General features: G+C 68.7%; 14 protein-coding genes. 3 read left to right on the top strand and 11 right to left on the bottom strand.

Annotation, left to right across the window (positions count from 1 at the left end):
- Positions 1-54: 54 nt before the first annotated feature.
- On the bottom strand, positions 55-6,342 hold the full coding sequence (locus BJ960_RS13960; protein ID WP_185987733.1) for a DUF5979 domain-containing protein: 6,288 nt from the start codon (positions 6,340-6,342) through the stop codon (positions 55-57).
- 295 nt (positions 6,343-6,637) lie between these two features.
- Here BJ960_RS13960 and BJ960_RS13965 point away from each other — a divergent pair, with 295 nt between their 5' ends.
- Entirely contained in the window at positions 6,638-8,332 is a 1,695-nt protein-coding gene (locus tag BJ960_RS13965) for a sigma-70 family RNA polymerase sigma factor (RefSeq protein ID WP_185987734.1), read from the top strand.
- A gap of 84 nt (positions 8,333-8,416) precedes the next feature.
- Here BJ960_RS13965 and BJ960_RS13970 read toward each other — a convergent pair whose 3' ends face one another.
- The 4 genes from BJ960_RS13970 to sdhC are packed head-to-tail and all read right to left on the bottom strand — an operon-like array spanning position 8,417 to position 11,947.
- A complete protein-coding gene (locus BJ960_RS13970; protein ID WP_121076775.1) occupies positions 8,417-9,184 on the bottom strand; it encodes a succinate dehydrogenase iron-sulfur subunit in 768 nt (255 codons plus the stop codon).
- A 3-nt stretch (positions 9,185-9,187) separates the two neighbouring features.
- A complete protein-coding gene (gene sdhA / locus BJ960_RS13975; RefSeq protein WP_121076773.1) occupies positions 9,188-11,020 on the bottom strand; it encodes a succinate dehydrogenase flavoprotein subunit in 1,833 nt (610 codons plus the stop codon).
- A gap of 47 nt (positions 11,021-11,067) precedes the next feature.
- Complete coding sequence (locus BJ960_RS13980) at positions 11,068-11,511, bottom strand: succinate dehydrogenase hydrophobic membrane anchor subunit (RefSeq protein ID WP_119282765.1); 444 nt, start codon at positions 11,509-11,511, stop codon at positions 11,068-11,070.
- A gap of 19 nt (positions 11,512-11,530) precedes the next feature.
- A complete protein-coding gene (gene sdhC / locus BJ960_RS13985) occupies positions 11,531-11,947 on the bottom strand; it encodes a succinate dehydrogenase, cytochrome b556 subunit (protein WP_121076771.1) in 417 nt (138 codons plus the stop codon).
- Positions 11,948-12,133: 186 nt separating this feature from the next.
- Here sdhC and BJ960_RS13990 point away from each other — a divergent pair, with 186 nt between their 5' ends.
- Positions 12,134-13,255: a mannose-1-phosphate guanylyltransferase gene (locus BJ960_RS13990; protein ID WP_185987735.1), complete on the top strand. Its 1,122-nt coding sequence runs from the start codon at positions 12,134-12,136 to the stop codon at positions 13,253-13,255.
- Between the two features lie 215 nt (positions 13,256-13,470).
- Complete coding sequence (aspS, locus tag BJ960_RS13995; RefSeq protein WP_220663779.1) at positions 13,471-14,814, top strand: aspartate--tRNA(Asn) ligase; 1,344 nt, start codon at positions 13,471-13,473, stop codon at positions 14,812-14,814.
- Between the two features lie 41 nt (positions 14,815-14,855).
- Here the strand turns inward: aspS and BJ960_RS14000 are convergent, their stop codons facing one another.
- From BJ960_RS14000 to BJ960_RS16880, 6 genes are all read right to left on the bottom strand, one after another.
- Positions 14,856-15,392, bottom strand: coding sequence for a hypothetical protein (locus BJ960_RS14000; RefSeq protein WP_185987736.1), 537 nt, complete (start codon positions 15,390-15,392; stop codon positions 14,856-14,858).
- Positions 15,389-16,627 (bottom strand): signal peptidase I, encoded by a 1,239-nt coding sequence (locus tag BJ960_RS14005; RefSeq protein WP_185987737.1) that lies wholly within the window; start codon positions 16,625-16,627, stop codon positions 15,389-15,391. The genes BJ960_RS14000 and BJ960_RS14005 overlap by 4 nt, the downstream gene beginning before the upstream one ends.
- A gap of 58 nt (positions 16,628-16,685) precedes the next feature.
- Entirely contained in the window at positions 16,686-17,258 is a 573-nt protein-coding gene (locus tag BJ960_RS14010) for a SipW-dependent-type signal peptide-containing protein (RefSeq protein WP_307814549.1), read from the bottom strand.
- Positions 17,259-17,329: 71 nt separating this feature from the next.
- Positions 17,330-17,911: a SipW-dependent-type signal peptide-containing protein gene (locus BJ960_RS14015; protein WP_185987739.1), complete on the bottom strand. Its 582-nt coding sequence runs from the start codon at positions 17,909-17,911 to the stop codon at positions 17,330-17,332.
- Positions 17,912-17,988: 77 nt separating this feature from the next.
- The gene (locus tag BJ960_RS14020) at positions 17,989-18,741 is read right to left on the bottom strand and encodes a class I SAM-dependent methyltransferase (RefSeq protein WP_185987740.1); all 753 of its coding nucleotides are present in this window, start codon (positions 18,739-18,741) and stop codon (positions 17,989-17,991) included.
- Entirely contained in the window at positions 18,738-19,727 is a 990-nt protein-coding gene (locus tag BJ960_RS16880; RefSeq protein WP_185987741.1) for an NAD(P)/FAD-dependent oxidoreductase, read from the bottom strand. The genes BJ960_RS14020 and BJ960_RS16880 overlap by 4 nt, the downstream gene beginning before the upstream one ends.
- Positions 19,728-19,792 lie beyond the last annotated feature (65 nt).

A 19,792-nucleotide genomic window follows, 5' to 3' on the forward strand; every position in this document is an offset into this window, starting at 1 on the left:
GAGTGTAGCGCGGGCGGGAACACGTTGCGTGTCCCCGCCCGCGCGTCATCCGAGCTACACCGATTCTCGCGCGGCGCGCTTGGCTCGAGCGGTGCCCACGAGTGCGGCCCCCGCCCCGATAACCATCGCCAGTGCTGCCAGAGCGATGAACGCCGCGAGCCCCGCGCTGCCGGTCTCTGGCAGCTTCGGTGGCGCCGGGGTCACCGGCGGCGTCGGGTCGACGGGAGGCGTGGGATCAACCGGCGGCTCCGGATCGACCGGCGGCTCGGGCTCCACCGGGGTGTAGCCGTTCACGAACTGGACGCGCGTGGGCGACGCCTCGGCACGCTCACGGATCTGCACCTCAGCTCGCGAGCCGTCCGCGGTGGGGAACACGCCGTCGCCGACGTCGATCGCTCGCACGTTCTCCCCGAAAGCGCCGAGCGCTCCGGCCTCGGTCACCGAGCAGTTGGCACCAACCGGGATACCCTCGACGGTGACAGCGCCGTCGCGCGGCACCCAGACCCGCGCCTGGTCGCCCAGGTCGAGCGCGACCCGCTCGGGCCCGCCCGCGCCACCACTCGGCACGGTGCAGGCGAGGTCGATCGCGAAGCGCTCTGGCGCGCGGTCTGCGCCGAGCCCCGTGACAACCTTGCCGATCTCAAGCGTTCCCGTCTTCACGGTGACGCCGGCACGTTGCGGAGCGGCGGGGAGGTTCACCCGCACCCCGTTGGTGCCCCACCCGACGACGCCGTGCTGATTCCACGCGAACTGCGGTTCGGTGAACTGCTCGAGCGTCGGCTGGAGCGCGGCCTCAGACCCGCCAACGACCCGGTTGACAGTTTCGAATTCGACAAGCACTGTCTCACCAGGCTGCAGCGGCGTCTCGGTCATGTCGACCGCGATGCGCAGCCCGGCTACCTCAGCCGGGTCGCCCGAGAAGCCCTCAACCGGCGTCCACTCGTTCGCCGGGTTGGCCTCGGTATCGGCGCACTCGGGGTCGTTCCCCCAGAGCGACGTACCGGGCGTACTGCCGACGCAGGCGGTGGGGTTCGTCGTGACCTCGGTGGTGTAGCTCGCGCCTGCGGGCAACCCCGTCACTCGGATGTTCGACAGGTCGGCGAGCACCGGCGCAAACGTGCTGCCGCGCGTGCCGCCACCGGCGAGCATCGCGTCGCCCGGGGCGCTGAGCATGTCGACGATCGTCATCCGCGACAGCGCGTTCGTTCCCGAGTTGATGTTCTCAAGCTTCCAGGAGTCGGTCGCACCAACGGCGGTGTAGGACGCGCAGGGGCTGCGCGTGTAGTCGGAGCCGACGGGCAGGTAAGCGCCCGGAGCGCACTCCGTTCCCGCGGCGGTGTCGAGGGCGCCGGTCACGAGTTGGTCGCCGAGCGTCGGAACGGACTCGCCGCTGACGGTTTTCCGAGCGCCAACGACGGTGCCCACCCGCGGCTGCACGTAGTTCGTGTTCGAGCAGCTGTTCGGGGAGTCGCTCGCCGTCGGCGCCTGACCGTGGTCGGTCGGCTGCTCGCACACCGCGAGCGGCACGCCGGTCTCGACGGTGACCTCGTTAACGGCTCGAGTGCCTGCGGTGAGCGGCTCCATGATGAGCCCGAGCGCGATCTCCACCTTCTCGCCGGGCTGCATCCGCGCGTTCGCGCCCCAGTCGAAGACGAGGTTGCGCCCGTCGTCGGAGAGCGTCACCGTCGGCGCGGCGTCCAGGCCGCTCAGGCCGTTGGGGCCTGGCGTGCTCGTCACGGTCGGCGCGAGGCCGTCCCATGAGAGCGTGTCGGGCAGTGCGTCGGTCACCTGCGTGATCGGGAGGAGGCTCGAACCAACGTTCGTGAAGACGAGCTTCCACGGCGCGCTCGCGAGGGCCTCGACCTGGTGGGTGGACGTGTCGTTCGGCGCGCGCTTCTCGACACGCAGCCCGTTCTCGCCAGGCGAGAACCTGACGTCGTCGACGTCGTCCGCATCGGCCTCGCCGAACGTGGTGTTCGTCGCGGTCACGGTCGCGCGGTTCTTCACGCTGTCGGACCTCCAGTTCACCTCCGCCCCGGGGCGCAGCTTGACCGAGAACGACAGCTTGGTGCTGCCCCAAGAGGCGTTCCACGACTGCGCGCCGGCCGGGAAGACCGCGCCGTCTGCGCGGTCAAACACGACGGCGGCGCCACGCACCTCGCTGAGGTCGCCGGCGAAGTCGGCGTAGTTCACCCACTCGTCGCCGACGCGTACTTGCAGCCGCACGCGGTCAGCGCCGGTCGGCATGGTGGGGGTGTCGAACGAGACGAGCTGGAAGCGCTCCCAGAAAGCTGGCGTCGCGTCCTGAATGTTCAGCGTGTTGATGGGAGCCGTCGACCCGCGCGGATCGGCGGTGAGCTCCACCCGCACTGTGGCGCCGGGGTCGCTCTCGTACACGGTGTCGTTCGTCTGATCGGGGTGCACGACGGAGACTGACTTCTGCAGGCCGACCGCAACCGCCGCCTGAACGAGCGCGACGTTCGCGTCGTCCCGCTTGGTCGGCTGCGCCTCGGGGGCTACGACTGCGTCCCAGCCGCGCACGACCGCCTCGTTCGGCACGTCAACGACGCTGCCGAGCTCGCCACCGCGCACCGCCTTGCCCGAGAGCCGCTCGGTCTCCCTGAGCTGCACGTCGAGGCGCATCACGAGGTCGTCTCCGACCCCGATGCGGTTGCCGTTCGTCGCGGGGTCTGTCCCCGAGTAGGTCGCCGCGATCCCGATCGCGTTCGGGAGCTGGGCGAGGAACTCGGCGTCGCCGTCGAGCACCTGCTGCAGCGTCCACACAGAAGTTGTTCCTGCCGGCGTCCCGTCGTAGAGCCAGAGCTCAACGGTGCTTTCTGCGGTATCGATCGCCGCGGGAAGCGTTCCGAAGCTCACCCCGGTCAGCGTGAATTCGTTGAAGTGGTTGCCCGCCTGCGATGCGGCCTCCGCCTCGAAGTCGCGCCCTGTGAAGGGGCTCGCGTCGATGTCGAGGTCGTCCGTTGCGGCGGTGTTCGCTGTATCCGTGACCCTGATCTTTCCGAGGCGCATGCCGCCGTGGGATTCGGCGGGGGCCGTCGACGAGTTCCGTGCGGTGAGCGTGAACCGCGCGCGCGGGTAGTCCGCCTGGGCAACCTCGCCGGGGTTCGGCGCCACCATCTTGACGTTCTTCGACGCGTCGCCCTCGGGCAGCGGCTGCACGCGCTTCGTGAGGGTCACGTTCGTCGCGCCGTCGAGGATCTGGATCGTATCATTCGCACGCTCCGACACCGGCTGACCGGTCTCGGGGACGGCCGTGACGCTAAAGACGTTGTCGACGCACCCGTCGCCGCCGCCATCGCAGTTGAACGAGGTGTCCGCCTCCTTCACCCACTTCACGGATCCATCGGCCGTGCGGGCACGGTCGCGCAGCTGCCAATCGAGCAGGTACTCGCGGATCTCGCCGGAGGTGCTCACGCCGGTCCCGGGCGCGGGCGCGGTGAGATCAGGATCGGCGCCCGCGTGCGCGGCCTCGCGCGCCTCGCGGTTCTCGCCGAGCACGAGGCGGACGCCGAGCGTTGTCGCGCGTTCGTCGGCGGTGAGTGTGTAGCCGACGAAGCCCTTCTCGTTCATCCAGCCGGCGCCAGGCGCGGAGACGGTGAGCCACTCGCTCCCGTTCCACAGCTCGACCGCCGTGACCGCGTCCCAGCGCAGCATCGCGTCGCGCGCGACGCCGCCATCAGTTCCGGCGAAGTGGATCGGCCGGATGCGGGTCAGGTCGAACGCTTCGAATACCGTGCCGGCGCCCGACGCTGTCGGCGCCGCGGGGTCCTGCAACCGCACTGTCGGGTAGGTGCCGTCGGTGAGCGCCCACGACTGGGTCGTGACTGTCCTCGCGCCCGACTGCGACGTGAGCGAGCCGTGACCCCACTCCTTCTCCGCCCAGAGCGCGCCGTTTACGCCCGGTCCCGTGCCGGGCCGAGGCCGCACGCTCACGTTCACCTTGCTCGAATCGGTGCCCGTCACGACGCGGTCGTCGAGCTTGCCCTCGGCGGCAACCGTCGCGACATTCTCGTACTTGACCGGATGCGCAAAGTCGGTCGCCGTCGGCGCCTGCGTATCGCTGCGAAGCGTCTGCCGCGCCGTGAAGGAGATGTTCGGCTTCACGAGCGTCGTCTGTGAGAATCCCTCGGCATTCGTGTACACGAACCGGATGCCCGTCGCGCCCGCAGGAATATTGATCGGGGTCGACTCGTCGGGGTTTTTCGCGAGCGTCTGCCACGTGCCCTCCGCGTCCTGGTAGCGGATCGTCAGGTCGGCCTGCGTGATCGGGTCGCCGCTGTTCGCCGGGCGCGTGATCGGCGGAAGAATCTGCTTCGCGTCGAATGCGTCCCAGAAGGTGCCGTCGCCCGTGAGTGCGTCCTCGACAACGATCTCGGTCGGCTTCGTGCGCCCGCCCTCGGTCTTCACCTCGGTGTCGAGCTGCACGACGACGTCCTGGCCCGCGGCGACGACGGCTGGGCCGACGCGCTTCGTGATCTTCGTGTCGATGCGCGGCGCGACGTAGCCGACCGTCGCACTGTCGGTCGCGGTCTGGGGTTCGAGCCCGTCGCGCTCCCCCGTCACGGCGATGACGTTCTTCAGGTTCGCCGTCTGCTTGCCGGGCGCGACGAACGACTCGGCCGAGCTCGACCCGAGTTCGTAGCGGATCTCGCTCGATGCGCCGGGCGCGATCGCGCCGGTGAACGTGAGCTCGAAGCCGGCAACGGTCTTGCCAGCTGCAGGCGCCGGCAGCGCTGCCCCCGCGTCGAGGCGGACGCGCTGGGTGGAACCGTCGGCGTACGTCCAGGTGAGTGTCGCGCCCGTCGCGCCCGCCGGCCACGCCGCAGCAGCGTCGGCCGTCGCGAAGCCCTCGAAGCGCAGGTCGTCTCCGAAGAATGCCTCGTGCGATCCGGCCGCGGGTTCGGCGATGGTCAGCGAACCGAGCTCAGTGCTCGCGGGTGCGTCACGGTTGATCGCACGCAGCACGACGCCGACGGTGTCGCCCGCGGTGATGCCGGTGAGCTGGCCGGTCTCTGCACCATCGGGCAGCGAGAAGAAGCGCTTCTGCGCGTCGACCCCGATCACTTGGGGCGTGACGGCGAACGGCGCTTCGGCGTCCTTCGACACCGGCTCCTGACCGTCGACCACGACGGTCGCACGGACGTCGTTCGTGAGCTCGAAGCCTCCCGCGAGCTCGGCGCCCGTGGTGCGGTGCTCAGCGCGCTGCGCCACCGCGAACTGCTGCGACGCGACCGTGCCCGGCGGGATCGATCCCGCATAGCTCAGTCGCACTCCGGCGATGTCAGCGTTCGGGATCGCCGCGTCCCAGGCCACCCAGTTCCAGGCGCCGTCGGCGCACCGGTACACCTCGGCGGTCGCCGACGTGACGCCGTCAGGAAGGTTCGTGGTGGGGTCTACCGGAGCAGTGAAGCCGGCGAAGTCGACGGAATTGAAGGGGTTCCCGGCCGGCAGCTCGGTCGCACCATCCGGCGCGAGCTCGGGTGCTGCGGGGTCCTGCAACCGCAGCTGCGTCGCGTGCACGTTGGACGCTTGAGTTCCGCGAATCTCGAGTGTGGACTGCGCGCCCGGCTGGTAGGCCTGCGCATTCGGAGTCCAGGACTTCTCGGGGCTAACGTCGATCCTGATCGGGTTATCGACCGCGATCACCGCGCTGTCGGCAGCTTGGAGCTCCTTCGCCCCCGCCTTCGCCGTGAAGGTCGCTGTGTTTGTGAGATCGCGGCGGAGGAGCGGGTCGTCGGCGGCGAGGCCCTCCGGGACCGTGAGGGTGTACTCGAGCACGCCGGTGTCTCTCGTCGACATGCCGAGCCCATCTGGGTTCGTCGCCCCGGTCTGCACCGGACGTTCGACTCCCACGCTGATCGTCCGTTCCGCCGGGGTCTGCCCGACGGTTCCGGCGACCGGTCCGTCAGGCGCCTGGCCGTCGGTGATGCCCGGCAGCGCGAGCGTGACGCCTGACGTGCTGCCGCCAACGAGCGCGGTGAGGCCGCTGAGCTGCCATCCCGCGAACTCCTCGGGGAGCACATCGGTAACCCGCACCGGCGCGTCCGCGTCGGCGTCGTTGACCCGGAACTCGACCCAGTACGTCACCGAATCGCCGGGCCGCAGATCTCGCACGGCGTCGACGTACTCGCCGTCGCCCTGCTTGATCTTCTTCGCCAACATGATTGACGCGCCCTCGCTCGCGACCGCCGGAACGGCGCCACTACTTGCGACGACTGCTGTGCCGACGAGCAGGGCGGTCAGCCCGCCCGCGAGCACCTTCGCCAGCGCGCGTCGCGCCTGTTGCCTGGCGCGACGCACCCCGAATGTCCCCAAATTCATGCGTATTCTCCCCTTGTCCACCGTGTGTCCCCACACACGGAAAGACCCGGCTCCTGGCACTCGGATGCTCCTTGGGGGGATTCCTGACAGGAGCCGGGCATCTAGTAACACGGCGAATCGGCCGAATCGTGACGCTCGGATGAAAAATAGTTGTTCGCGGCTCCAGAAACTCGCGGATTCCCAGCATCGTGATGGATACTGTCTGCGGGGATTCACACGCGCACTCGGTTTGGGAGACCGGATGCGCTGCACTCACGCGCGTTGGCGCGTTACGGGTGCGTAAGAGGGGGACTACTTGCGCAAGGAAGCACTCCGGCAGCGCGATGCGATGTCGGACGAGGAACTACTCGGTGTCTGCAGAGCGGGCGACGCGGAGGCGTTTGCCGCGCTCTGGGAGCGGCATAGAAGGGCCGGCCTCACCGCCGCGCGGAGCATCGCCCCGACGCTGGATTCCGAGGATCTCGTGTCGGACTCGTATCTGCGTATCTTCGAGCTCGTGCGGGCGGGCCGTGGCCCGACCGGCGCGTTCCGGCCGTACCTGTATCAGGTCATCAGGTCGGCGGCCGCGGACCGTTTCCGGTCGGGCGAGCAAGCAAGCGTCGAGCTCCCCGACATTCCAGACCTGCACGAGGCCGCTCCGTGGGAGGACAACGCGTTCGACCTGAACGCCGTATCCGAGGCGTTCGCGACGCTCGGGCCGCGCTGGCAGGCGGTGCTCTGGTACACCGATGTCGAAGGCATGCCACCACGCGAGGCAGCGAAGCTGCTCGGCCTCTCGGCGAACAGCACCTCCGTGCTCGCTGGTCGCGCGCGCGACGCGCTGAAGTCGGCCTGGGTCGAGGCCCACGTGAACCGCGAGATTGCCGACGGCGCGTGCCGGTTCACCCTCGAGCACCTCCAACGCTTTCAGCGAGACAAGCTCACCGCGAAGCTCACCCGCCAGGTCGAGGCCCATCTTGAGGAGTGCGAGTCCTGCAGGCGGGCGGCTGCCGAGTACTCGACGCTGAACCGCCAGCTCGGGCTCGTGCTCGCCTGGGTCAGCCTCGGCGGGGCCGGTGCCGCGGCGCTCGCGAGCCAGCTTGGGCTCGCGGCCCACCTCGGGGCGTCCGGCGTCGGTGCGGCCGCGACCGCTGCGGCCGCGGGGCACGGTGGAGCCGTCGGTGGCACCGCGAGCGGGGCCGCCGCTGGCGGGACGGCCACGGGTGCCACGTCGGCCGCGTTCGCCTCCGGACTCAGCAGCGTCGTCGGCTCGATCGGGATTCCGGCGGCAGTGGGGGGCGCGAGCCTCCTCGCCGCGGCCGCAGTCGGTGTCGGCGTTGCCGCATTCGCGCTCCCGAGCGTCCTCCAGCCGGCCCCGGAGCCGGTGCCGCAGTCGGAGGTCGGCACAGTCAGTACGGTCGCCGACGCCGGTCGTCCCGACGTCACCGCAGGTTCCACGGCCTCCGGCTCGAAGCCCGCGCCCGCCGCCGAGGCTGCTGCGAACCCCGGGACGTCACTCACCGTCATACCGCCGGCCGAGGCAGAGCCCGGCGTGCCGGGCGAAGCACTCCCCGAGGTCGTTGAAGAACCGGGGAGCTCGCCGGTCTCGCCCCCAGCGCCTGGGCCCGCCGAACCTACACCGGCGGTGCCGCCGGTCACGAAGCCGCCGGTTACGGTTCCGCCAGAGGTGGATCCGCCGAAGGTCGACCCGCCCGAGGTCGACCCGCCAGAGGTCGACCCACCGGAAGTCGATCCGCCCGAGGTCGACCCACCCGAGGTCGATCCACCAGAGGTCGACCCGCCAGAGGTCGACCCACCAGAGGTCGACCCACCAGAGGTCGACCCACCGGAAGTCGATCCACCCGAGGTCGACCCGCCCGGCACCGAGTGCCCGACGTCGTGGTGGCACCCGTGCAACTGGCCCCCAATTACCTGGCCGCCACACGCGAAACCGGGGATCGACGTCTCGGCGTTGCCCGCCGAGACGCACGGGGCAGTCGAAGCCGGCTGAGCCCGCCCGACGGCGCCGCTCAACGCACAACGCCCCTCCTGTCAGCCGACAGGAGGGGCGTTGTGTAGTTGCGGGTGGCCGCAGTTAAACAGTCACACCGGTGCGGATCGCGGCCTTAACCTCGGCGATCGCCTTGGTGACCTGGATCCCCCGCGGGCACGCCTCCGAGCAATTGAAGGTGGTGCGGCAGCGCCACACGCCTTCCTTGTCGTTGAGGATGTCCAGGCGGACCTGCGCGTTATCGTCGCGCGAGTCGAAGATGAAGCGGTGCGCGTTCACGATCGCCGCGGGGCCGAAGTACTGGCCGTCGGTCCAGAACACGGGGCACGACGTGGTGCACGCTGCGCACAGGATGCACTTCGTGGTGTCGTCGAAACGCTCGCGCGAAGCGATGTCCTGGATGCGCTCCTTACCGGGCTCGGCAGGGGTGTTCGCGACGAGGAACGGCTGCACCTCGCGGAACGACGCGAAGAAGGGCTCCATGTCGACGATGAGGTCCTTCTCGAGCGGCAGGCCCTTGATCGCCTCAACGTAGATCGGCTTCGTGACGTCGAGATCCTTCACGAGCGTCTTGCAGGCGAGGCGGTTGCGGCCATTGATGCGCATCGCATCCGAGCCACAAATGCCGTGCGCGCAGGAGCGACGGAACGACAGGGTGCCGTCGACGTCCCACTTGATCTTGTGGAGCGCATCGAGAATACGGTCCGTCGGATACATCTCGACGTCGAAGTCTTCCCAGTACGCGTCGCGGCCCGATTCCGGGTCAAAGCGGCGGATGAGGAGCGTGACGTTGAACGGCTTGATTTCTTCCACGGCGTTCTGGCCGGGTGCCTCAGTCGTGACAGCACTCATGGTTTAGTACTTCCTCTCCAGCGGCGGGTAACGCAACTCGCCCTGCTCGTCCTTCACCACGGTGACCGGCTTCCAATCCAGGCGGATGTGGTCCTCGGGGTTCGCCGAATGCGGGTTGCCCGTCAGGTAGGCCATCGTGTGCTTCATGTAGTTCTCATCATCGCGATCCGGGTAATCGTCGCGCATGTGCCCGCCGCGGCTCTCCTTACGGTTACGCGCCGTGTAGGTGAGCACCTCTGCGAGATCAAGGAGGAACCCGAGCTCGATCGCCTCGAGCAGGTCCGTGTTGTAGCGCATGCCGCGATCCTGCACGCCGACGTTCTGGTAGCGCAGGCGAAGATCGTGGATCACGCCGAGCACCTCGGTGAGCGAGTCCTCGGTGCGGAACACCTGTGCACCGCGGTCCATGGCCTCCTGTAGCTCGCGACGGATGTCCGCGACGCGCTCGGTACCGGTGCCGGTGCGGAAGCCCTCAACGAGCTCGCGGATCTCCTTGGCAGGATCAGCCGGCAGGTCAACGAACGATGCCGTCTGCGCGTAGTCCGCAGCGGCGTTGCCCGAGCGCTTGCCGAACACGTTGATGTCGAGCAGCGAGTTCGTGCCCAGACGGTTCGAGCCGTGCACCGACACGCACGCGCACTCGCCGGCAGCGTAGAGGCCGGGAACGACGGTGTCGTTGTCCATGAGCACCTCGGCGTCGACGTTCGTCGGGATGCCGCCCATAGCGTAGTGCGCCGTCGGGAAGACGGGGACGGGCTCGACGACCGGATCGACGCCGAGGTAGGTACGCGCGAACTCGGTGATGTCCGGGAGCTTCGTCTCGAGCACCTCGGCGCCCAGGTGGGTGCAGTCGAGGTACACGTAGTCCTTGTTCGGGCCGGCGCCGCGGCCGTCGAGCACTTCCTGCACCATCGAGCGGGCGACGATGTCGCGCGGCGCGAGATCCTTAATCGTCGGTGCGTAGCGCTCCATGAAGCGCTCGCCGCTCGCGTTACGCAGGATCGCGCCCTCACCACGTGCGCCCTCGGTGAGGAGGATGCCGAGGCCGGCAAGGCCGGTCGGGTGGAACTGGTAGAACTCCATGTCCTCGAGCGGCAGGCCCTTACGCCAGATGATGCCGACGCCGTCACCGGTGAGGGTGTGCGCGTTCGACGTCGTCTTGAAGATCTTGCCGAACCCGCCGGTCGCGAACACGATCGACTTCGCCTGGAAGACGTGCAGCTGGCCGGTCGCGAGCTCGTAGGCGACAACGCCCGCGGGCTTGCGGTCCTTGCCCTCGCCGGTCATCACGAGGTCGAGCACGTAGAACTCGTTGTAGAAGTTGATGCCGAGCTTGACGCAGTTCTGGAACAGCGTCTGCAGAATCATGTGGCCGGTGCGGTCAGCGGCGTAGCAGGCACGGCGAACCGCGGCCTTACCGTGATCGCGTGTGTGCCCGCCGAAGCGGCGCTGGTCGATCTTGCCGTCCGCCGTACGGTTGAAGGGAAGGCCCATGTTCTCGAGGTCGATGACCGCGTCGATGGCTTCCTTCGCGAGGATCTCAGCCGCGTCCTGGTCGACGAGGTAATCGCCGCCCTTGACAGTGTCAAAGGTGTGCCACTCCCAGTTGTCTTCCTCAACGTTGGCGAGCGCGGCCGCCATGCCACCCTGGGCAGCACCGGTGTGCGAACGCGTCGGGTAGAGCTTCGAGATGACGGCGGTTTTCGCCTTCGGCCCGGCCTCGATCGCGGCGCGCATGCCCGCACCGCCAGCTCCGACGATAACTACGTCGAACTGGTGATAGGTCACGCCGTCCTTCACGGTGACGTCTTCGCCCTCATGAGTGTTCGTGGTCACTGGATTCCTAACTTTTCCGAATTCTGTACGTCTCGTTGCAGGGCCGGTTACTGGGCCGAGCAGAAGGAGGCTACGAGCGCGGGATCAGCCCCGGCCGGGCACGGATCGAACGTGAAGATCACGAGCGTGCCGAGGAGGATGAGGAGTGCAGCGGACAGCCACACGAGCGTGCGGAGCACCTTGTTCAGGCGCGGGCGAACGACGTAGTCGTTGACGATCGTGCGCATGCCGTTTGCACCGTGGATGAGCGCCAGCCACAGGAGCAGCAGGTCCCAGACCTTCCAGAACGGGTTCGCGAGCTTGCCGCCAACGAAGCCGAAGTCGATTGCGCTGATGCCGTCGCCGATCATCAGGTTCGAGAAGAGGTGTCCGAACACGAGCACGACGAGCAGAACGCCCGACACGCGCATGTAGATCCAGCCCCACTTCTCCCAGTTGGTGTTCTTCTTCGCAGGGGTCTTCGCGCGGGGCGCGTCAATTGTCATAGCCATGATTATTCTCCGCCCTCGCTTAGTGGCTGAACACGTTCATCAGGTGGCGCGGCAGGAAGCCGGCCATCGTCACTGCCCACATCGCGATGACAACCCAGAACATCACCTTGTGGTACTTGGCGCCCTTGCTCCAGTAGTCAACGAGGATGATGCGCAGGCCGTTGAACGCGTGGAACACGATCGCTGCGACAAGCGCCGACTCGCCAAGGCCCATGATCGGGGTCTTGTACGCGCTCATGACCGCGTTGTACGCCTCGGGGCTCACGCGGATGAGTGCGGTGTCGAGCACATGCACGAGCAGGAAGAAGAAGATCGCAACACCGGTGATGCGGTGCAGGACCCAGGACCACATGCCCTCGTTGCCGCGGTAGAGCGTACCGCCGCGTTGGGTTTTCTTCTTCGCCGCTGGAGCGGCTTCAGCGGGTAGGGCTGACACGAGCTTCCTCCTTGGTCGTCACGCTGCAAAGTCCAGATTCTTTGAGGAAGCGCCCGATATGCGGGCACGCCACATTGCTGAGAATTCTCTGCGACTTCCATTATGGCACTCTCTCGGGGTGTCTCGAACACCTCGGCGCGCGTCGGGGATACACGATCCCCAACGGGCGGTGATTAGGCTGGCATCATGACCTCTCCAAACCCCGCGCTCGACAGGCTCACCTGCGTCATCCCTGCAGGCGGAGTCGGCTCGCGCCTGTGGCCGCTTTCCCGCGCAAACGCGCCAAAGTTCCTCCTCGACCTGACAGGCGCGGGCGACTCGCTGCTGTCCGCGACGTGGTCTCGGCTGGCCCCGCTCGCGCCCCCCGAGCGGATGATGGTCGTCACCGGAAACGCGCACCGCGAATCGGTGATCGCACAGCTTCCCGACATCCTCCCCGAGAATCTCGTGACGGAGAGCGAGCCGAAGGACTCGTCCGCTGCGATCGGCCTTGCGGCCGCGATCCTCGAGCTGCGCGATCCTGACGCGATCCTCGGCTCGTTTGCAGCCGATCACGTGATCCGGGGTGACGTGCTGTTTCGGCGCGCGGTCGCGACTGCTGTGCGCGCCGCGGACCAGGGATACATCGCGACGATCGGTATCCACCCGACGCACGCGGCGACCGGCTTCGGCTACATCTCCTGCGGCGAGGCACGCACCGACCTGTCGCCGTTCGACCTCTACGACGTCACCGAGTTCGTCGAGAAGCCGGACTCCGCGACGGCCGAGGGGTATCTCAAGGCTGGCGGCTACCTGTGGAACGCCGGCATGTTCATTGCGAAGGCGTCCGTACTGCTTGAACAGATGGCACTCTCGGAGCCCGAGCTCGTCGACGCCTTGCGCGAGATCGCAGCGTCGTGGGGCAAAAAGCGCGGCGCGGAGGTGCGCGAACGCCTCTGGCCGACCCTGCCGAAGATCGCCATCGACTACTCCGTCGCCGAGCCAGCCGCCGCGGCAGGCAAGATGGTCTGCGTCGCCGCCCACTTCGAGTGGGACGACGTCGGAGACTTCGCCTCGGTCGCGAACCTCCTGACCCGCGGCCGGCCGTCCGACCTCGCCGTGCTCGGTGACGGCGCCCAGGTGCTGTCGGACGCGTCGAGCGGCATCGTTGTCTCAGAGAGCGACCGCCTCGTCGCGCTCGTCGGGATGGAAGACGTCGTCGTCGTCGACACAGCGGACGTGCTGCTCGTGACGACAAAGGATCGTGCACAGGACGTGAAGCGCCTCGTCGAGCGGATGAAGGTCTCAGGCGGCGGCCACCTGCTCTAGGGCAGGCGCCCTCCACCTGCCCTCCTCTTTCCACGTGGCCCTCCCCCTACCCCTCGCCGCAGAGCCCCTTCCTCGCAGAATGACCCGATTCCAGCAGTAGGAATGGGGTGCTCGTGCAGGGTTGGGGCTGTTCCGCGACCGACCGGTCAGGCGGCGCGCGGCCCCGATAGAACGGTGCACGCAGCACCCCCGCGGCGACCGAGTAGACTGTCGGGGTGACTGAGCGTGTATTGATTAAGGACCTGGCCGCACGCGTTGACGGCCCCGTACGCGTATCCGGCTGGGTTGAGAAGGTACGCGACCAGCGGTACGTGCAGTTTGTCGTGCTCCGCGACGAGTCGGGCGCAGTGCAGCTCGTCAATGGCGGCGTGCTTCGCGAGCCCGACCCCGAGAACCCGCGCTCCGACATCCTCGTGCCCCGCACGACCACGATCTCCGAACTCACACACGGCACCTTCGTGACCGTCGAGGGTGAGCTGCAGCACAACGAGCGCGTCAAGCTCGGCGGCGTCGAGATTCAGATCGAGACCATCGAGGTCGTCACGAAGGCGCTGCCCGACAACCCTGTCGCCGACGACTCGAACATCGACGTTCGCCTTGACTGGCGATTCCTCGACCTCCGCCGCCCCGAGCAGAACCTCGTGTTCCGCGTGCAGACGACGTTCCTGCATGCGCTGCGCAATGTCTGGGTTGAGCGCGGCTTCATCGAGATCCAGACCCCGAAGCTCATGGCGTCGGCGTCGGAGTCTCGCGCTGAGCTCTTCGAGGTCGAGTACTTCGAGGGCAAGGCGTTCCTCGCGCAGAGCCCGCAGTTCTTCAAGCAGATGGCGCAGGCTGCCGGCTTCGGCGGCATCTTCGAGGTCGGCCCAGCGTTCCGCGCCGACCACTCGTTCACCTCGCGCCACGCAACCGAGTTCACCTCGATCGACACCGAGCTCAGCTGGATCGACTCCCATGAGGACGTCATGGAGATCCATGAGGAGCTCATCGTTGCGGGCCTCACCGCGGTCAAGGAGAAGCACGGCGAAGAGATCCAGAAGCTCTTCAACGTCGATCTGCAGGTTCCCTCACGCCCGTTCCCGCGTATCCCCCTCGCCGAGGCGAAGGAGATCGTGAAGGCTCGCGGCTACGAGATTCCCCGCGCCGACGCCGACATGGACCCCGAGGGCGAGCGCCAGATCGCCGCTCACGTCAAGGAAGAGTTCGGCTCGGACTTCGTGTTCGTCACGGACTACGACGTCTCGATCCGCCCGTTCTACCACATGCGCAGCGAAGAGAACCCCGAGCTCACCAAGAGCTACGATCTCATCTACCGCGGCACCGAGATCTCGACGGGCGCGCAGCGCGAGCACCGCATCGAGGTGCTCGAGGCGCAGGCCCGCGACAAGGGGATGGACCCGGCGGAGCTCGGCTTCTACCTCGACTTCTTCCGCTACGGCATGCCCGCACACGGCGGGTTCGGCATGGGCCTGAACCGCGTGCTCATGCTCATGCTCGAGCAGCCGTCGATCCGCGAGACGACGTACCTGTTCCGCGGACCGAACCGCCTGCTTCCGTAGGCGATACCGAGCGGTAGCACCCCTGTTGAGGCCCCCATGCGCTACGCGCTGGGGGCCTCACTCAGTGTGCAGGTCGGGTTCGCGCCGGCGAGGCCCATGGTTGCGGTGGCGACGAGCCACGAGGATCGCCACCCGCCCGGACCGATGAAGCGGACAGCGACGGTGGAGGTGCCACCGAGCAGCCCCCCGAGGAGTCCGCCGCTCGCGACCGTCGAGTAGGCGGCCGGCGTCCCGGTGGTCGACACGTTGCCGAGCAGCGCGGAGGTGAGCGGCAGGAGGAGCCCGCCCGTCGAGTAGCCGAACTCGGCCTGGGCGAGCGTGTAGCCGGTCGCGGTGGCTGGCGCCCGCCAGTTCACGGTGACTGTGGGCGACAACCCGAGCGGTCCGGGCGTCGTGACGCACGCCGCCGTGCTGACCGGCGTGGGCACTTTCAGTGCGGTGAAGACCCCGCGCGCCGCCTCAACATCCGCCCACGCTGCCTCGGTCTCGTTTGCGCCAGGGGCGAGCCCGAGCAACAGGGCCAGTGGCAGCGCCGCCGCGAGCGCTCGGCGGAGGCCGGTCCGGGGCCGCGGTCTCACCGTTCAAACCTCCGTTGCCGCAGCGCGGCCACGCCTGAGGCTGTCGCAGCGGCGGCGAGACCGAGCGCGACCGCGCCGCCCGCGAGCAGCCACGCGGGCGGCGCCCCGCCGGTCTCCGGCAGCGCCGTCAGCGGCCCGGGCTCGGCGGTGACGACCTCGCTGCCGCCTGCCGCGCGGAGGGTGAGCGTGACCGTCCCGGCCGCGACCCGCGGAACCGTGGCCGCGATGAGGAACCACCGCTCGCTGTCGTTCGGGAGCACGGTGACGAGGCGCGGTGCGGCAACGGGGTCGATCGTGCCGTCGCCAGAGACCTGCGTCTCAGTGCCGGGGCACTCGCCGGCCAGCCACTCGGTGTCGCACTCGCGGACGTCGAGCCGAAGCCCCAGCGAGGCCGCCCCGGCGGCGTCGAGGGTGACCGACACTTCGCCGGGATCGGGCGAGTGCACCCGCACCCCCACCTGCCACAGCACCGGCACTGCCGGCCGCATCGTTCGCATCGCGACAGGATCGCCGATCGAGGTCAGCGTGATGTTGTTCCCCGCCGAAACGGCCCGCACCGCTGTCTCGCGGGGGTCGGGATCCAGCCCCGCTGCGAGGGCAGGAGCAGCGCCGAGCGGCCCGGCCGCGCCTCCGAGAGCGAGCGCTGCGGTGACGATGGCGACGCTCGCCACCGGAGCGGCGTGCCGCGGGCCCGACCGTTCGTCTTCGGGCTCGGTGGCCGACGCGCCACTCCCCCGCCCATCCCGTGGCTTCGGCCAGAAGGCCCACGTGACGAGTATCGCGGTTGCGACAGTCAGGAGCCCGAGGACCGCGGGGTTCGAGAACCAGACGATGAGCCGCGCGAGGTGCGGGATGGAGAACACGACGAGGCGCGCGGAGTTGAGGGTGTACGGCGCCGGATCATCCGTCTCGTTTGCGTCGCCTCGCATGGTGATCATCCGGGTTGCGCCCGTCCCCTCGACGCTTGTCACGCGGTGCGTCACCGGGAGCTGCCCCGGACGGTCGACGGTGAGCACGTCCCCCACGCGAATTTCGCTCGCCGGGATCTCGCGAACGAGCGCGGCGGAGCCGGCCGGGATTGTGGGCGACATCGACCCGGTCTTGAACATGATGATCGAGACGTTCATGAGCGTCCCGAGCAGCACGAGCAGCACGCAGAGCGCCCCGCCAAGCGCCGCGACGTTCAGCAGCGCGTTCGCTGCGACGCCGCGGACGCGCCGCCCGTTTCTCGTCATCCTGTGCCTGGTTCCTTTCCGCCTGCCGGCGCTCGCCCTCCTGGATCAGCCCCGTCGGCTAGCTCGTCGAGGTTCCCGTGAATGTCCAGGTCGCGGTCGCGTTCAGGCCCTGGGCCGCGTTGGGGGTGCCGTCGGGCAGGGTCACCGCGAAGCAGTAGGTCACTGGTGCGCCCGCGGCCGCCGCCAGCGCCTGCGTGTTGCCCGCTGCGGTCGAGAGCGCGCTGTCAGCGGCTACGACGACCGTCCCGGACGCGTAAGTTGCCGACGTGCACTGGCTCCCGGCGGGTACGGTGCGCACCCCGTACCTCAGGTACGCGCCGAGCCCGGTACCGGTGACCGTCGCGCCGCCGAGGGCGACGCTGCCGGGCACTGTGGTGTCGGCGGTCGTTCGCACGACGAATCGTGCGTACGTTGTCGTGCCCGGCGACATCGCGGTTGGCGAGATCGCGAACGAGAGCGCCGCGGGCGAAGCTGCCGGATGGTCGGCGAACGCCGTCGCATCCGTGGACCCCTGGATCCCGAACTTACTCGCGGCAAAGGTGCCCTGGGCGGTCTCGGTGTCGGTCCAGGCCGCGAGCGTCATGCTCCCGCCCACCCCGAGGACGAGCGCGCCAGCAAGGAGCGCACGCACTTTGGTGAATGTGCCGGTCGTGTCTCGTCCTCTCCGATGCGACCGCCGGCCGTCTCGCAGAGCCATGAGCGCTAGAGTGTCGCGCCAGACTCAGCGCTGAACGTCCAGGTGATCGACCCGTCCGCGCCCTGTGCAAGCGTGTCGTCCGCGACGACCCGGAAGCACAGGAATGCCGGTGCCGCGAGCGACGTGAGCTCGAACGTGGCCCCGTTAGCGTTGGTGCCCGCCGCGAAGGTGGTAGCGTCGCAGGTCGTGCTCGTCGTGTACACGTAGCTCGCGGTGGTGCCCGGAATCGCGTCGCTCACGTCCTGCGCGACGGTCACGTTCGCTTGGTAGGTCGAATCCTGGGTGAGGCGCACCGCGTAGCCGGCGTAGACCTGCGAGCCCGGTGCGAGGTTGTCAGCTCCGACGGCAAAGCTCAACTGTGCGGGATCCCCCGAGGTGGGATTGTCACTGAAGGCCGCCCCGTCAGTCGAGCCTTCGATACCAAACGTTCCGGTGCCGAAGACGCCACGTACCCACTCGTTGTCGGTCCACGCGGCGAGCGTAACTGCCGCGCCGACGCCGAGTACGAGGCCGCCAGCGAGCAGCGCCCGGGCTTTCGTCCAGCCGCGCCGCGACCGGACAGAATCTTCATTGTTTGCAGCAACCATGAGCAATACTCCCTTGTATCAATCACCCAGCCATCCCCATGATGGATTGCCCACATGCTACGTCAATCGATTGAATTTCAATAGTGTTCCTGAAGGGTCACTCCACCCACGCGCCGCGCGACAATCACCGTATCAATGGCCCGTACGCGGTCGCCTCGACCCGTCACCGCGTCACGCCTCTGGGCCTCGGCCAGCACGACAGTCCACGAGGCCGGGTCAAGGTCGAGGTCCGCGAGCTCACTGTCCGGCGTCGGGAACGAGCCTGGGGCGTGGTGATGCCCCGACTCTGAGCCTGCGGGTGAGGCATCCGGTGGCGCCCCGTGCGAGATCACCACGAGGTGACCGCCGGGCGTGACGTGGCGCGCGGCCGCGCGCAAAACGGCCGCGCGGGGCAGGTGCACGGGCGACTGCAGAAAGCTCGCCGTGACAAGGTCATACCGGTCGCCCGCGCCGGCACCCAGCGTCCGCTCGGCCCACTCCGCAAGGTCCGCGACCATGAACCGTGCGTCAACGCCGCGCGCCCCCGATTCCACTCGGGCGCGCGCTATCGCGGTTGGGGAGAGGTCGAGCCCGGTTGCATCCCAGCCACGCTCGGCGAGCCAGAGCACGTCGCCGCCCTCGCCGCAGCCGAGGTCGAGGGATCTCCGTCGCACGCGCGCAGCTCGCCCCTGCGAGCCAGCGCGCTCAGGCGCTTCGGTCGATCCTGATCCATCGATGTGCGCGGCGACGACCGCGGCCAGCGCGGCGTTGACTCGGCCCGACCACACCCGCTCGGTGCCGCCGTAGCGCTCCTCCCAGAACGCGACCGGATCCTGCTCGTGCCCGCTCACGCGCTCGCGCTCTCTGACGCGGCACCGGCGAGCGCGAAGTCCTCCTCGACGAGGGCGTAGTTCGCGGCTCCGCCCGCCCCGGCCCCCGCGCCCATCGCCATGGGGACGGTCGCCATGGGCGCGACGACGTTCCCGGCGGCCCAGACGCGCGGGTGGCTGGTGCGGCCGGTCACGTCGACGGTGATGAAGCTACCGAAGGGCGACTCGGTGCGCTCGAGGCCAAGCTCAGACAGGAAGCCGTCGTGCGGCCGCAGGCTGCCCGCAGTGAAGATCGCGTCGATGCTGTGCGAGGCGCCGCCCGACGTGGTGACGAGCAACTCGCCGGCTGACCCCGGGGCCACGGTAGCGACAGGGTCGCGCTCGACCCGCATGCCGCGGGCGGCGAGAGCGCGCTCGGTGCCGTCGTCGAGCCCTCCGAGTCCCGCGGCGAACACGGTGACGGTATCGCTCCACTGCCTGATGAGCTTCACCTGGTGCAGCGAGGCGGGCGAGGTCGCGAGCACGCCGAGGCGGCCGCCGCGCACCTCCCACCCGTGGCAGTAGGGGCAGTGCAGGACCGTGCGCCCCCAGCCGTCGGCGAGGCCTGGGATATCGGGGAGCCGATCACTGACCCCGGTCGCCACGATGAGGGCGCGGGCGGTGATCGCCATCGCCACGGGCGCGGGGTCGCCTTCCGCGGGAGCGCCTGCCCCATGCGGCAGTGCCTCGACGACGAGTGTATCGCCGGCGTCGCGCACGGTCACGACGTTCGCGGCGAGGAACTCCACCCCGTAGTCACTGGCCTCCGCGCGGCCGCGGTCGAGAAGTTCCAACGGGGGCGTGCCGTCAAGCCCGAGAACGTTGTGCATGTGCGTGGCGAAGCGGTTGCGCGGCGCGCCCGCGTCGATGACGAGGGTGCGCCGCAGCGACCTGCCGAGCGCCTGGGCGGCGCTGAGGCCGGCGGCGCCTCCGCCAATGACGATCGCATCGAAGTCCGTGGTGTTCATGCGTCCATGCTCCAACACGGTATGCGACAATGGCAATGAGTTTTGCACTATCGGCAAGATGTGTA

Source organism: Leucobacter aridicollis, from assembly GCF_013409595.1.
Lineage (GTDB): Bacteria > Actinomycetota > Actinomycetes > Actinomycetales > Microbacteriaceae > Leucobacter > Leucobacter aridicollis.

Bases quoted from the DNA above. Each gene is read 5' to 3' on its own strand.
- BJ960_RS13960 (WP_185987733.1), bottom strand. From the start codon at position 6,342: ATGAATTTGGGGACATTCGGGGTGCGTCGCGCCAGGCAACAGGCGCGA.
- BJ960_RS13970 (WP_121076775.1), bottom strand. From the start codon at position 9,184: ATGAGTGCTGTCACGACTGAGGCACCCGGCCAGAACGCCGTGGAAGAA.
- BJ960_RS13980 (WP_119282765.1), bottom strand. From the start codon at position 11,511: ATGGCTATGACAATTGACGCGCCCCGCGCGAAGACCCCTGCGAAGAAG.
- BJ960_RS13990 (WP_185987735.1), top strand. From the start codon at position 12,134: ATGACCTCTCCAAACCCCGCGCTCGACAGGCTCACCTGCGTCATCCCT.
- BJ960_RS14005 (WP_185987737.1), bottom strand. From the start codon at position 16,627: ATGACGAGAAACGGGCGGCGCGTCCGCGGCGTCGCAGCGAACGCGCTG.
- BJ960_RS14015 (WP_185987739.1), bottom strand. From the start codon at position 17,911: ATGGTTGCTGCAAACAATGAAGATTCTGTCCGGTCGCGGCGCGGCTGG.
- BJ960_RS16880 (WP_185987741.1), bottom strand. From the start codon at position 19,727: ATGAACACCACGGACTTCGATGCGATCGTCATTGGCGGAGGCGCCGCC.